Genomic DNA, 13,525 nt, shown 5'->3' with positions numbered 1-13,525 from the left:
AAAAACGGGGCGGCCATCAGGGAGGGACAATCCATGACCGATACCTCGATCGGGACGCCGGCACAGCTGCGCGATCCCGACTATACCCCGCCGCTCGCCAAGGCGGTGCCGCTGGGGCTTCAGCACGTTCTGGCGATGTTCGTCTCCAACGTCACACCGGCGATCCTCGTGGCCGGGGCGGCGGGGATCGGCTTCGGCTCCGATCAGGGCGCGCTCGGTTTCCCCGACATGACCTACATGATCCAGATGTCGATGCTCTTCGCCGGCATCGCCACCCTGATCCAGACCATCGGGATCGGCCCGGTGGGCGCGCGTCTGCCGATCGTACAGGGCACCTCCTTCGCCTTCGTGCCGGTGATGATCCCGGCGGTGGCGGGCGCGGGCACGGCGGGGCTGGCCGGGCTGATGACCGGGGTGCTGCTCGGCGGCGTCTTTCACTTCCTGCTCGGCTTCGTGGTCGGCCCGCTGCGCAAGGCGCTGCCGCCGCTGGTGACCGGGCTGATCGTGCTGATGATCGGCCTCGCGCTCCTGCGCGTGGGCATCCAGTACGCCGCCGGCGGGGTGCCGAAGATGGGCACGCCGGATTTCGGCACGCTGGCGATGTGGACACCGGCGCTGGTGGTGATCGTCGTCACCCTGATCCTCAAGTTCTTCACCCGCGGCATCGTTTCGGTTGCCGCCGTGCTCGTCGGCATCGTCGCGGGCTATCTCGTTGCTCTGATGATGGGGCAGGTAAGCTTCAATTCCATCGGCTCGGCCTCCTGGGTGGCCGCGCCGGTGCCGTTCAAATACGGGTTCGAGCTGAACTGGGCCATCGTGATCGGCATGTGCTTCATGGCCATCGTCTCGGCCATCGAAACCGTGGGCGACGCCTCCGGCATCACCAAGGGCGGCGCGGGCCGCGAGGCGACCGACAAGGAAGTGACCGGCGCCACCTTCGCCGACGGGCTGGGCACCGCCATCGCCGGGCTGTTCGGCGGCTTGCCCAACACCTCGTTCAGCCAGAATGTCGGCCTCGTCGCCATGACCGGCGTGATGAGCCGCCATGTGGTGACCATCGGCGCGCTCTTCCTGATCGTCGCGGGCTTCATCCCGAAGGTGGGCGCGGCGATCAACACGGTGCCGATCAATGTGCTCGGCGGCGGCGTGGTGGTGATGTTCGGCATGGTCGCGGCCTCGGGCGTGAACATGCTCTCCGACGTCGCCTGGAACCGGCGCAACATGGTGATCTTCGCAATCAGCCTCAGCGTGGGCTTCGGGCTGCAGCTTGAGCCATCGGCGCTGCAGCATACCGGCGAAACGGCGCAGATTCTGCTCTCATCGGGCCTGTTGCCCGCCGCCTTCCTCGCCATCGTGCTGAACCTGATCCTGCCTGAGCATATCGTGGGCGACGACCTCGACGACCGCTCCGGCGCGGGCATCGACTGATCCGCTCCCGGCCACGCGCGGCCATCCGCGTGTGGCCGGCTCCCGGGCAAATCGGCCAGATGGCCGGGCGGGGCCTGTTTTCGGTTCGCATCTCGCCCGGTTTTGCCTATTCTGGGCCAAAGCGACGCCGAACAGGCGACTTAGGCAATGTCGAGCATGCACCCCCTGCCCCCGGGCGCCACCGCGCCGAACCGACGCCTGCGGGACGTGGCCGTTCTCGCCGGGCTGTTCGCCCTCGTGCTCGCGGGGCTGGTCGGGCTTGCCGCCGCCACCGGCTGGGACGAGACCCGGGCGCAGATCGCCCGGCTCTCGGGCTGGCAGATCGTCGCGCTGCTCGGGCTGTCGCTCGTCAATTACCTCGCGCGCGGCCTGCGCTGGCATTTGTTTTCGCGCCGCCTCGGCCTCGGCACCACGCTCGCCGCCGATTACCGGCATTTCCTTGGCGGCTTCGCCATGAGCGTCACGCCGGGGCGGCTGGGCGAGCTGGTGCGGATGCGCTGGATCGGGCGCGAAACCGGCGCGCCCTTCGAGACCACGGCGCCGCTGATGCTGGTCGACCGCGCGTCGGACCTTGCCGCGATGGGCCTGCTGTTGGGCACCGCGCTTGCCTTCTCGGCCACCGGCATCGCCTTCGGCCTGCCCGTCACCGTTCTGGCCCTGTCGGCGGCGGTGATCGCCACCCGCCCCGCCCTGCTCGCCGGGATTGCCCGTCTGGGCCACCGGGTGACCGGGCGGTTCGGGCGGCTCTTTGCCAGGCTGCGCCGTGCCGCGCGGGCGCTGTCGGTGTTCTCTTCGCCCGGGCTGATGGCCCTTGCCGGGCTGCTCGGGCTCGCCGGCTGGTTTGCCGAAGGCTATGCCTTCCACCTGCTGCTTGCCTGGATGGGCGCCGATATCGGCGTGGCCAAGGCGGTGGCGATCTTCGTCTTCTCCGGGCTGGCGGGCGGGCTTACCGGCGCGCCGGGCGGCGTCGGCGGGGCCGAAGCGGCGATGATCGCGCTGCTCTCGCTCGAAGGCGTCGGGCTCGATGCCTCGATCCCCGCCACCGCGATCATCCGCGTCACCACGCTCTGGTTTGCGATCGGGATCGGCCTCGCGGTCTTCCCCATCGCCGAACGATATTCTTTGAGGCACAGACATGTTGTGGAAACAGACTGATTATTCCGGCTGGGGCCGGGTTCACAAGGCGCATGGCGAGGTTGCCCGGCCCGAGCGCGGCGCCCATCTCGCCCGGCTGATGCAGGACCGGCCCGCCCCGGCTTACGGGATGCTGCGCTCCTACAACGATTCACCGCTCAACGATGGCGGCCGCGCCATCGACATGACGCGGATGGACAAGATCCTTGCCTTCGATCCCGAAACCGGGGTGCTGGAGGTGGAGGCCGGGGTGCAACTGGGCGATCTCATCCGCCTCTTCGCGCCGCGCGGCTGGATCCCGGCGGTGGTGCCCGGCACCGGCTTTCCCACCGTGGGCGGGGCCATCGCCCACGATATCCACGGCAAAAACCACCATGTGCTTGGCTCTTTCGGCCAGCATGTGCTGTCGGTCACGCTGATCCAGCCGGGCGGCAAGCGGGTGACCGCCTCGCCGCAGCGGGGCAAGGCGCTGTTTCGCGCCACCATGGGCGGGATCGGCCAGACCGGGGTGATCGTCTCGGCCAGGTTGCAGCTTATCCCCACGCCCGGCCCCTCGATGCGGGTGAAGTCCACGCGGGTGGAAAGCTTCGACGAGTTCCTCGCCCTGCTCGACGCCTCCACCTTCCGCTACAATGTGGGCTGGATCGACGGCACGGCAAAGGGTGGCGGGCTGGGCCGGGGCATTCTCGAAGAGGCCGAGCTGACCGACGGGCCGCGCGCCGGGCGCGCCCTGCCGCCGATCACCGTGCCGGTCGATCTGCCCTCGTTCGCCCTGTCCGGCCCCACGGTCAAAGCCTTCAACGCCGCCTATTGGCGCAAGGTGCCGAGCCAGGGCAACGTGCATGTGATGCCGATCGCGCAGCACGTCTTCCCGCTCGACAAGCTGCACGACTGGAACCGGCTCTACGGCAAACGCGGCTTTCACCAGTTCCAGTGCGTGGTGCCCGTCGCCGAGGCGGGGGCGCTGAAAGAGATGGTGGCGAAGATCGCGCGCTCCGGCCTCGCCTCGCCGCTCGCCGTGATCAAGCGCATGGGCGACGGCCGCGCCGGGATGCTCAGCTTTCCGATGGAAGGCTACACGCTGGCCATTGATTTTCCCGCCCGCGAGAAGGCGGAGATGCTGATCGCCGAGCTGGAGGCGATGACCGTCGAGGCGACGGGGCGGCTCTATCTCGGCAAGGATGCGCTGGCCAGCGGCGCGACCATCAAGGCGATGTATCCCGAATGGGAAGACTGGGCGAAGGAGGCCGCCAGGGCCGACCCGGACGGCGTGTTGATCACCGACATGGTGCGCCGGCTGCAATTGAGGGACGCGACATGACGAAGACCTGGATCATCCTCGGCGCCACCTCCTCGATGGCGCGCGCCTTTGCCCGCAAGCTTGCCGAACACGGCCACAGCGTGATCGTCGCCGGCCGCGACATGGACGACCTCAAGGCGCTGGCGGCCGATCTTTCGGCGCGCGGCGCGGCGGAAGCCTCGGCGCTGACATTCGACGCGCGCGATCCCGCCACCTTTGCCCCGATCATCCGCAAGGTCGAGATCGAGCCGGGCGAGATCAACGTGGCAAGCTTCGTCGGCTCGATGCCCCCACAGGCCGAGATCGACGCCGATCCCGCGCTGATCGGCAGCGTTGCCATCGACAACTTCACCGGCCCCGCCCGCTTTCTCGCCGAAATCCTGCCGGTGCTGGAGGCGCGCGCCTGCGGCACCATCGTCGGCGTGGCCTCGGTGGCGGGCGACCGGGGGCGGATCGGCAATTACACCTACGGCGCGGCCAAGGCGGGCTTCGCCACCTACCTCTCGGGCCTGCGCAACCGCCTTACGCGCGCGGGCGGGCATGTGGTGACGGTGAAACCGGGTTTTGTCGACACCTCGATGACCTGGGGGATCGAGGGCATGTTCCTCGTCGCCTCGCCCGACAAGGTGGCGGGCGACATCCTGAAAGCCGTGGAGAAGAAGCGCAACGTGATCTACACGCCCGGCTTCTGGTGGATCATCATGACGATCATCAGGCTGATCCCCGAGCGGATCTTCAAGAAGCTGTCGATCTGACCGCCACTCAGCCGGACACCGCGAAGACGCAGCCATCGGTGATGAGCTGCGGCGGCGTGAGGCAGAGGCCGCGCGCCACCTGCCAGGCGCTCAGCACCTTGGGCACATAGGCGCGCGTTTCGGCATAGGGCGGCACGCCGCCATGTTGCGTCACCGCGTTCTCGCCCGCGTTGTACCCTGCCAGCGCAAAGATCGGATCGCGGTCGAAATGCTTCATCAGCCAGGCGAGATAGGCCACCCCGCCCTTGATGTTCTGGAGCGGATCGTTCGGATCTTCCACGCCGAAGCGGGCCGCGGTGTCGGGGATGAGCTGCATCAGCCCCTGCGCGCCGGCATGGCTCTCGGCGGTGACATTGCCGCTGCTCTCCACCGCGATCAGCGCCACGACGAGCGCGGGCGATACATCGGTGCCCACCGTCGCACCCAGAATCTCGCGCCCGTAGCGCGCGGCGATATCCTGCAGATGCTGGAGCCGCGGCTGCGGCCCCTGCCCGCTTTCGATCGCCGCCAGCGCCTTGGCCATGTTGGCCGGCCCGGAGGCGCTGAGTTCGGACGAGACATTGCCCCAGAACCACTCCCAGCCGGTCGGCACCACGGTGGCGGGGGCCGAGGCTTCGACCACCGCCTCGTCGCGCGCGGCGTCGCCAAGCCCTTCCATCCAGGCATTATAGGCTTCGGGATCGACCTGCACGTCGATCCGGGGCGCCTGCCCCTTGGGCGGCGCTGCGATCCGGCGAAAGGTAAAATCGCCCGGGGCCGCTTCCTGGGCCTGCGCGGGCGCGCAGGCCAGAATCGTCACCCCGATCAGGAATGGTGCCAATGTCCGCATGGGGACTGCTCTGCCTCGTATTCTTTGTTTTGTTGAAAGTTTCGCAAAAATCCCGATTCAGCGCCAGTTTTTCCTTGTTTTTATATCTATTCTGTTGCGCCAAAACCCGCGGCATCGCTGCTTTCAAGCAAGAATAAAGAAAAAAATATTGTTTATTTTCAATGCACTAATACTGACCTCTCCAACAAAAAGTACACCCCCAAAAAATGTACGATCTTAGCCAAACTCTCGCCCCAATCCGGGAGTGTATTCGCATCATGCCAAGCAGGGCAGCGGATCGGTTCACAGGCGGTTCGGGGTTCGGCTGGAGGCAGAGTGAAACCAAGCAGAGACCTTTCGGAGGGACATAGAGATGAAACTGATCAAGTTTGCGAAGAACTTCAAGAATGACGAATCCGGCGCCGTGACCGTTGACTGGGTCGTGCTGACCGCCGCCATCGTCGGCCTCGGCATCGCCGTGCTGACCTCGGTGGGCGGTGGCGTCACCGAACTCGCCGGCGCCATCGGCGACGAAGTGGGCGGCATGGGCACCGCGGTTGGCGGCGACATGCCGGACTACACCGCTGGCGGCGGGACGACCACGACCGAATAAGGTGTAAGCCTGTTGGCTCACGCTTTACGCGAATAAGACGGAACGGGGCCTCGCCGGATCGGCGTGGCCCCTTCCCCGTTCAACAAGGCGCCGCCAGGCAACGGGGCTTTGTTGCGCGACTGGAACAAAATCTTTTCAATATCACGCTTTGTCCTGATTTCTGCCCTATTTGACCGGCAGCTTCGGCAAGGCAGTAACCGGGCTTCCGGTTTTACATAGGGAAAGGAAGGGACATGCGCGCGGTATTCTCGCTGGTATTGGTCCTCGGCGTCGGCCTGGCTGGCTTCGCCGTCTACATGGCAAAGGGTGTGTTCGGCGACTACCAGTCGGCACTCGCAGCCGAACGCGCGGCGCGGGCGAATGTGGTGGAAACCACCAGCGTCTTTGTCGTGAAGGAAGGCGTTCGCTACGGCACCCAGATCACCGAGCAAAACATCCGGGCCGTGAACTGGCCCAAGAGCGCGATCCCGGAAGGGGCGTTCACCTCGCTCGACACGCTGTTCCCGGAAGGCGAAAAGCGGTTCCGCACGGTCCTGCGCACCATGGAAAAGGACGAGGCGATCCTTGCCGTCAAGGTGACCGGGCCGGGCCAGGATGCCGGCGTCGCCTCGCGGCTCGCCACCGGCATGCGCGCCTTCGCGATCCGGGTCGATGTCACCTCGGGCGTCTCCGGCTTTCTCGCCCCGGGCGACCGGGTCGATGTCTACTGGACCGGCCGCGCCTCGTCGGACGGCGAACGCCGGGCCGAGGACGTGACGAAATTGATTGAATCGAACATCCAGATCATCGCCATCGACCAGACCGCCGATCTCGACCGCACCTCGCCCACCGTGGCGCGCACGGTAACCGTCGAGGCCACGCCGCAACAGGTGGCGGCGCTCGCCCAGGCCCGCGCCACCGGCAGGCTCACCCTCTCGCTCGTCGGGCATGGCGACGATACGGTGGCCGAGAACGTGGAAGTGGACCAGGACCAGCTTCTCGGCATCGAGCGGCGGGTGGTCGAGGCCGAACAGGCGCCGCAGATCTGCACGGTGCGCACGCGCAAGGGCGGCGAGATCGTCGAAACGCCGATCCCCTGCCCGACCAACTGAGCCGGACGGATGACAGGACAGATACAGGGGGGCACCGCCGCGTGCCCCCCAAAATATTGCGGATACCGGCAAAACTGTTGCTCTGGTGACGCATATATAACTCAAGCCAAGTGCTTGATTCTTGCATAAAACCGATTTCTGTCGCATCCTGCGCGGAAATTCACACCAAGCCCGGCAAACGGGCGACACGACGAGCAGACCGGCCAAGACCCACAAGAACATTCCGGGCGGGCCAGATAAAATCGTGATCAGAGAGGCAGGATCACAATGAAATTTGACAGATTCCTTAAGGCGGCACTTCTGGGCCTCGGGATGGGCCTGGCGGCCACCCCCGGCGCACAGGCCGAAACACTGCGTGTGTTGAATGGCGCCGCCTCTGCGGCGCTCAGCGTTCCGATGAACCGGGCGGTGGTGGTCGAAAGCGACCAACCTTTCGCAGAATTGTCGATCGCCAATCCCGGCATCGCCGATATCTCCACCCTCTCCGACCGCACGATCTACGTGCTCGGCAAGGCGCCGGGGCGCACGACGCTCACCCTGCTCGCCGCCGATGGCTCGCTGATCACCAATGTCGAGGTGCAGGTCACGCCCGACATCGCCGAGTTCAAGGAACGGCTGCGCCAGATCCTGCCCGGCGAGGGCATCGAGGTGCGCACGGCGAATGACGGCATCGTCCTGTCCGGCACGGTCAGCTCGACGATGGCGCTCGACCGCGCAATCGACCTGGCCAACCGCTATGCCCCGGAGCGGGTGTCCAACCTGATGAATGTGGGCGGCACGCAGCAGGTGATGCTGAAGGTGCGCTTCGCCGAGATGCAGCGTTCCGTCACCAAGAGCCTGTCGTCCTCGATGGGCATCGGCGGCGCCCTGACCGGCACCGGCATCGGCGCGGGCGTGGCGATGGGCACCGGCCTGATGTCGGACGGCAACAATTTCAACAGCGCCTTCGACGGCGATGCCGGCACGCTCATGAACTCCACCAACGACAGCTTCGGCACCTTCGGCTTTGGCCTCGGCACCTCGGCGCTGCAATTCCAGGTGATGATCGAAGCCCTTGAAAACAAAGGCATGGTCCGCACATTGGCCGAACCGAACCTGACCGCCCTCTCCGGTCAGCGGGCGAGCTTCCTGGCCGGTGGCGAATACCCGATCCCGGTGCAGGACTCGGACGGCAATATCTCGATCGACTACAAACCGATCGGCGTCGAGCTTGAGTTCACCCCCCGCGTGGTGGATGGCGACATCATCAACCTCGAACTGATGGCCTCGGTTTCGGCGCTCGACTCCGCCATCAGCTTCGGTGGCGGCTCGATCGCCGTCAACGCCTTCAAACGGCGTGAAACCTCGACCACCGTCGAGATGCGCGATGGCCAGAGCTTCGCCATCGCCGGGCTGCTGCAGGACGATTTCCGCGATCTCAACGGCCAGGTGCCCTGGCTCGGCGATATCCCGATCCTCGGCGCGCTGTTCCGCTCCGCCGATTACGAGCGGGCCCAGTCGGAGCTGGTGATCATCATCACCCCGCACCTCGTTACCCCGACCCGCGGCGAGGCTCTGAGCCTGCCCACCGACCGTATCCGGCCTCCGTCGGAGACCGATCTGTTCCTGTTCGGACGCACCGCCGCGCCCAACCGGCCCACCACCGGCGCCGCCGGCGAAGTGGCGCAGCAGGACTTCGGCGGTTCCTACGGCTACGTGATGGAGGATTGATCATGGCCCTTACCCGGACCCAGAAATTCCTCGCCGCGACCTCGATCCTCGCCCTGCTCACCGGCTGCGAAGAGACGCTCTCGCGCTACGGTGAGGCCGGCCATGCGCCGGACTCGGAGGGCTGGGGCAGCTCGGTCGAGAACAATGTCGGCATGATGAACGGCACCCAGAGCTACGTGGTCAGCCTGGCCGAGCGGTTCAACCGCGAAGTGGCCGACACGGTGAACTTCGCCTTCAATTCGGCGCAGCTCGATGCCGATGCCCGCACGGTCCTCGACCGGCAGGCGCATTTCATCCGCCAGTTCCCGGAAGTGCGCTTCCGCGTCTACGGCCATACCGACCTGGTCGGCTCCACCGCCTACAACAAGGGCCTCGGCCTGCGCCGGGCCCAGGCCGTCGTCGCCTATCTGGCGACCAGGGGCGTGAGCCGCTCGCGGCTGGAGGCGATGGTCTCCTACGGCGAAACCCGCCCGGTGGTGAACACCCAGGACCGCGAGCGCCGCAACCGGCGCACGGTGACCGAAGTGTCGGGCTTCGTGGAAGATGCGCCGCTGATCCTCAATGGCAAATATGCCGAGGTGATTGCCCGCGAATATGTCCGCTCGGCGACCGAGATGCCGCCATCGTCAAGCTCCAATGGCGGGGGTGGCGGCGGCAGCTGACCTCTCCCGGATTTGCAAAATCGAAACGGCCGGCCCTCGCCGGCCGTTTTATGTTGGCCCAGTGGAAACAGCCGCGCCAATGAGACGGGATCGTCTTAAAAGACCGCACATTTTCGCGCTTTCCGCCCCATTCTTGCCCCCATTCCCTGCGATTTTCCCAAGGTAACGAGCAAACCCACGCACGAGTCGTGCGGCAGGAGGCGGCAGATGCGCCGGATCAACCAGCGTATCCCGGCCGGCTCCGTCAGGTAAGGAAGAGGCACATGAGTGGCAATGCGGCACTCCAGGCAGACCCGGCCCCGATCGTAGCTTGCACGGTCTCGCGGGATGTTCAGGAGTTCGATCTTCTGATCGAAGACATGGAGACCGAGCTCGGCGAGAGCTGGGGCGATCTATCGCTTGACGATGCCCGGGCATTTCTCACCCAGCCGGAAGCGGAATCGCTGGAATTCATCGCCGTGGCGATGGACGACCGGGACGAAAGCAACCTGGCCCAGATCGCGGAAGTGATCCGCGAGGCGACGGCGCGTGGCATCAAGGCCATCGTGATCGCCGAGGAAGTGAGCCCGATCGCGCTGCACCAGCTTCTGAAGATGGGGGCCGAAGAGTTCGTCCCCTACCCGCTTCCCGAAGGTGCGCTGCACGACGCCATCGAGCGCCTGCGTGCGCCGGACCCCGAACCGGAAGCCCCGGCCCACAGTGCCGTGCCCCCGACGACCAAGCCGCAAGGCGGGCGCGAGGGCGTGGTGCTTGGCGTTCATGGCCTTGCCGGCGGCGTCGGCGCGACCACGCTGGCGGTCAACCTCGCCTGGGAACTGGCCAATATCGAGAAGGCCGACAAGAAAGACAAGAAAGAGCCGCCGCGCGTCTGCCTGCTGGATCTCGATCTGCAGATGGGCTCGATCGCGACCTATCTCGATCTGCCCCGGCGCGAGACGGTTTATGAGATGCTGTCGGACACCGAATCGATGGACGAAGAAAGCTTCAGGGCCGCGCTCGTCACCTTCAACGACAAGCTGCACGTGTTCACCGCGCCCAATGACATGCTGCCGCTCGATCTCGTCACCAACGAGGATATCGAGCGCATCATCGCGATGGCGCGGTCGAATTTCGACTATGTGGTGATCGACATGCCCACCACGGTGGTCAGCTGGACCGAGACGGTGCTGAACGCCGCCCATGTCTACTTCGCGCCGATCGAGCTCGACATGCGCTCGGCCCAGAACGCGCTGCGGATGATCCGGGCGCTGAAAGCCGAGGATCTGCCGCATACCAAACTGCGCTACATCCTCAACCGTGCGCCGAAATTCACCGATCTCAACGGCAAGAGCCGGGTCAAACGGCTGGCCGAGAGCCTCGATATCTCCATCGACGTGATGATGCCCGATGGCGGCAAGCCGATCGTGCAGGCCTGCGATCACGGGCTGCCGCTGGCCGAGACCATTGCGAAGAACCCGCTTCGCAAGGAAATCCAGAAGCTCGCCAAATCGGTGCACGAGGTCAACGAATCCGCCGAAGCGGCAGCGAAATAGAAGGAACCGGGCAGATGTTCTCGCGTTACAAGAAACCCGGCTCCGAAAAACCCGGCACCGCCGCCGGCACGCCGAAGCTGCATGCCGTCGAGGGCGGCCAGGCCCCGGCTGCGGCGCCCGCCGCCGCCCCGAGCGAAGCGCCCCGCGCCAAGCTGACGGCGCCGAAAAAGCCCGCGCAGATGGCGCCGGTGCACAAGACCCCGGCCCAGCCCGCGCCCTCCGACAAGGAGCGCAAGCGCAAGGAGCGCCTGGGCGAAATCAAGGTCGAGCTGCATACCCGCCTGCTCGACAACCTCAATCTCAGCGCGCTCGAAACCGCGACCGAGAAAGATCTGCGTTCCGAGATTCAGGATATCGCCTCGGAAGCGCTGAACGAGATGAACGTGGTGCTGAACCGCGACGAGCGCGCGCAGCTCAACCGCGAGCTTTTCGACGAGGTGAAGGGCCTCGGCCCGCTCGAACCGCTGCTGCAGGACGACACGGTCAACGATATTCTGGTGAACGGCCCGCAACAGGTCTTCGTCGAACGCGACGGCAAGCTCCAGCTTTCCGACGTGACCTTCAAGGACGAGCGCCACCTTCTGCGGATCATCGACAAGATCGTGTCGGCCGTCGGCCGGCGCGTCGACGAATCGAACCCTTACGTCGACGCCCGCCTTGCCGATGGCTCGCGTTTCAACGCGATGGTGCCGCCGATCGCGGTGGACGGCTCGCTCGTCTCCATTCGTAAGTTCAAGAAAGACAAGCTCGGGATCGACGATCTCGTGCGCTTCGGGGCCTTCTCGGAAGAGATGGCCGCCTATCTTCAGGCCGCCGTCGCCACCCGGCTCAACATCATCGTCTCAGGCGGCACGGGTTCGGGTAAGACCACCACGCTCAACGCGCTGTCGTCCTTCATCGACGACAGCGAGCGCATTCTCACCATCGAGGACACGGCGGAACTTCAGCTCCAGCAGACCCATGTGGGCCGGATGGAAAGCCGCCCCGCCAACGTCGAGGGCAAGGGCGCCGTTACCCAGCGCGATTGTCTGCGCAACGCCCTGCGGATGCGCCCGGACCGGATCATCGTCGGCGAAACGCGCGGCGAAGAGGTTATCGACATGCTCCAGGCCATGAATACCGGCCATGACGGCTCGATGACCACGATCCACGCCAACAATGCCCGCGATGCCGTGTCGCGCCTTGAAAACATGGTCTCGATGGCCGGGATCGAGATGCCGCTGAAGGCCATGCGCGCCCAGATCGCCAGCGCCGTGCACCTGATCGTGCAGGCCAGCCGCCTGCAGGACGGCACGCGCCGGATGACCTCGATCACCGAGATCACCGGCATGGAGGGCGACGTGCTGTCGATGCAGGAAGTGTTCCGCTTCCAGCGCGTCGGGCTCGGCCCCGAAGGCAAGATCATCGGCCATTTCACCGCCACGGGCGTGCGTTCGCACTTCTCCGAGCGGTTCCGGCAGTGGGGCTATGACCTGCCCTCCTCCATCTTCGAACCCGTCGCCGCGGAGTAAGTCTTATGATCCTGAGTGCGGAACCGCTTATCTATCTGCTGATTTTCATCGCCGTTCTGGTGATCGTCGAGGGCCTCTATCTGACGGTCTTCGGCAAGTCGATCAGCCTCAACAGCCGGGTCAACCGCCGCCTCGACATGCTCGAAAAGGGCGCCGGCCGCGAACAGGTGCTCGAACAGCTCCGCAAGGAGATGCACCAGCACATGAATGCCCGCGGCATCCCGCTTTATTCGCTGCTGGCCGAAAAGGCGCAGAAGGCCAACATCGCCTTCACGCCCAAGCAGCTCGTCATGGTGATGCTCGGCGTTTCGGTGGTGGCCTATGCCGGCCTCACCGTGGGCACCTCGACCGGGCTTGTCGTGCGCGTGGCCGTGGCCGCGACGATGGGCTTTGGCGGTGTCTATGTCTGGATCAACAACAAGGCCAAGAAGCGCCTGTCGATGATCGAAGAGCAGCTTCCCGACGCGGTGGAACTGATGGTGCGCAGCTTGCGCGTCGGCCACCCGTTCTCGTCGGCGATCCAGATCGTCGCCAAGGAAGTGCCCGATCCGCTGGGCTCCGAGATGGGCGTGATCGCCGACGAAAGCGCCTATGGCCGCGATATCGGCGAAGCGCTCAAGCACCTCGCCGAGCGGATGGACATGCAGGATCTGCGCTTCCTCGCCGTCGCCGTGTCGATCCAGCAGCAATCGGGCGGCAACCTCGCCGAGATCCTCGACGGGCTCGCCAAGGTGATCCGCGCCCGCTTCAAGCTGTTCCGCCGGGTGAAGGCGATCACGGCGGAATCGAAATGGTCGGGCACCTTCCTGTCGGGCTTCCCGATCCTGGCGCTGGTGATGATCAACGTGATCCAGCCCAATTACTACGACGACGTGAAAGACACCGCCGCCTTCGTGCCCGCGGCCCTCGTCGCCGCCGCCTTCCTCATCGCCAACATCTTCGTGATGAAGGCGCTCGTGAACATCAAGGTCTGAGGGCAAC

12 protein-coding genes are annotated in these 13,525 nt (G+C 65.6%); 11 read left to right on the top strand and 1 reads right to left on the bottom strand.

From position 1 onward, the window contains the following. Positions 1-33 precede the first annotated feature (33 nt). The 4 genes from QMG28_RS16675 to QMG28_RS16660 all read left to right on the top strand — a co-directional run bounded on the left by QMG28_RS16675 (position 34) and on the right by QMG28_RS16660 (position 4,617). On the top strand, positions 34-1,428 hold the full coding sequence (locus QMG28_RS16675) for a uracil-xanthine permease family protein (RefSeq protein ID WP_281843455.1): 1,395 nt from the start codon (positions 34-36) through the stop codon (positions 1,426-1,428). A 156-nt stretch (positions 1,429-1,584) separates the two neighbouring features. Beyond that, positions 1,585-2,583, top strand: a complete 999-nt coding sequence (locus tag QMG28_RS16670; RefSeq protein WP_307726359.1) for a lysylphosphatidylglycerol synthase transmembrane domain-containing protein — start codon at positions 1,585-1,587, stop codon at positions 2,581-2,583. Beyond that, positions 2,564-3,883, top strand: a complete 1,320-nt coding sequence (locus QMG28_RS16665) for an FAD-binding oxidoreductase (RefSeq protein WP_281843453.1) — start codon at positions 2,564-2,566, stop codon at positions 3,881-3,883. Before QMG28_RS16670 ends, QMG28_RS16665 begins: the two co-directional genes overlap by 20 nt. Further along, complete coding sequence (locus tag QMG28_RS16660; RefSeq protein WP_281843452.1) at positions 3,880-4,617, top strand: SDR family oxidoreductase; 738 nt, start codon at positions 3,880-3,882, stop codon at positions 4,615-4,617. The genes QMG28_RS16665 and QMG28_RS16660 overlap by 4 nt, the downstream gene beginning before the upstream one ends. A 7-nt stretch (positions 4,618-4,624) precedes the next feature. Here the strand turns inward: QMG28_RS16660 and QMG28_RS16655 are convergent, their stop codons facing one another. Continuing rightward, positions 4,625-5,446 carry a lytic transglycosylase domain-containing protein gene (locus tag QMG28_RS16655; RefSeq protein WP_281843451.1) on the bottom strand — a complete coding sequence of 274 codons (822 nt, stop codon included), beginning with the start codon at positions 5,444-5,446 and terminating at the stop codon, positions 4,625-4,627. 352 nt (positions 5,447-5,798) lie between these two features. Between QMG28_RS16655 and QMG28_RS16650 the strand changes: the two genes are divergently transcribed. From QMG28_RS16650 to QMG28_RS16620, 7 genes are all read left to right on the top strand, one after another. Next, positions 5,799-6,038, top strand: a complete 240-nt coding sequence (locus tag QMG28_RS16650) for a Flp family type IVb pilin (protein ID WP_281843450.1) — start codon at positions 5,799-5,801, stop codon at positions 6,036-6,038. 233 nt (positions 6,039-6,271) lie between these two features. Then, a complete protein-coding gene (cpaB, locus tag QMG28_RS16645; RefSeq protein WP_281843449.1) occupies positions 6,272-7,129 on the top strand; it encodes a Flp pilus assembly protein CpaB in 858 nt (285 codons plus the stop codon). 267 nt (positions 7,130-7,396) lie between these two features. Continuing rightward, complete coding sequence (locus QMG28_RS16640) at positions 7,397-8,839, top strand: type II and III secretion system protein family protein (RefSeq protein WP_281843448.1); 1,443 nt, start codon at positions 7,397-7,399, stop codon at positions 8,837-8,839. A 2-nt stretch (positions 8,840-8,841) separates the two neighbouring features. Then, positions 8,842-9,501, top strand: coding sequence for an OmpA family protein (locus QMG28_RS16635; RefSeq protein WP_281843447.1), 660 nt, complete (start codon positions 8,842-8,844; stop codon positions 9,499-9,501). Between the two features lie 263 nt (positions 9,502-9,764). After that, complete coding sequence (locus QMG28_RS16630) at positions 9,765-11,033, top strand: CpaE/TadZ family protein (protein ID WP_281843446.1); 1,269 nt, start codon at positions 9,765-9,767, stop codon at positions 11,031-11,033. Positions 11,034-11,047: 14 nt separating this feature from the next. Next, positions 11,048-12,544 carry a TadA family conjugal transfer-associated ATPase gene (locus QMG28_RS16625; protein ID WP_281843445.1) on the top strand — a complete coding sequence of 499 codons (1,497 nt, stop codon included), beginning with the start codon at positions 11,048-11,050 and terminating at the stop codon, positions 12,542-12,544. Positions 12,545-12,549: 5 nt separating this feature from the next. Beyond that, a complete protein-coding gene (locus QMG28_RS16620) occupies positions 12,550-13,518 on the top strand; it encodes a type II secretion system F family protein (RefSeq protein WP_281843444.1) in 969 nt (322 codons plus the stop codon). Positions 13,519-13,525 lie beyond the last annotated feature (7 nt).

This window comes from Sinisalibacter aestuarii (genome assembly GCF_027923545.1).
GTDB lineage: Bacteria > Pseudomonadota > Alphaproteobacteria > Rhodobacterales > Rhodobacteraceae > Sinisalibacter > Sinisalibacter aestuarii.
This window is presented reverse-complemented; position numbering and strand designations above follow the sequence as displayed.

Bases quoted from the DNA above. Each gene is read 5' to 3' on its own strand.
- QMG28_RS16675 (WP_281843455.1), top strand. From the start codon at position 34: ATGACCGATACCTCGATCGGGACGCCGGCACAGCTGCGCGATCCCGAC.
- QMG28_RS16670 (WP_307726359.1), top strand. From the start codon at position 1,585: ATGCACCCCCTGCCCCCGGGCGCCACCGCGCCGAACCGACGCCTGCGG.
- QMG28_RS16665 (WP_281843453.1), top strand. From the start codon at position 2,564: ATGTTGTGGAAACAGACTGATTATTCCGGCTGGGGCCGGGTTCACAAG.
- QMG28_RS16660 (WP_281843452.1), top strand. From the start codon at position 3,880: ATGACGAAGACCTGGATCATCCTCGGCGCCACCTCCTCGATGGCGCGC.
- QMG28_RS16655 (WP_281843451.1), bottom strand. From the start codon at position 5,446: ATGCGGACATTGGCACCATTCCTGATCGGGGTGACGATTCTGGCCTGC.
- QMG28_RS16650 (WP_281843450.1), top strand. From the start codon at position 5,799: ATGAAACTGATCAAGTTTGCGAAGAACTTCAAGAATGACGAATCCGGC.
- cpaB (WP_281843449.1), top strand. From the start codon at position 6,272: ATGCGCGCGGTATTCTCGCTGGTATTGGTCCTCGGCGTCGGCCTGGCT.
- QMG28_RS16640 (WP_281843448.1), top strand. From the start codon at position 7,397: ATGAAATTTGACAGATTCCTTAAGGCGGCACTTCTGGGCCTCGGGATG.
- QMG28_RS16635 (WP_281843447.1), top strand. From the start codon at position 8,842: ATGGCCCTTACCCGGACCCAGAAATTCCTCGCCGCGACCTCGATCCTC.
- QMG28_RS16630 (WP_281843446.1), top strand. From the start codon at position 9,765: ATGAGTGGCAATGCGGCACTCCAGGCAGACCCGGCCCCGATCGTAGCT.
- QMG28_RS16625 (WP_281843445.1), top strand. From the start codon at position 11,048: ATGTTCTCGCGTTACAAGAAACCCGGCTCCGAAAAACCCGGCACCGCC.
- QMG28_RS16620 (WP_281843444.1), top strand. From the start codon at position 12,550: ATGATCCTGAGTGCGGAACCGCTTATCTATCTGCTGATTTTCATCGCC.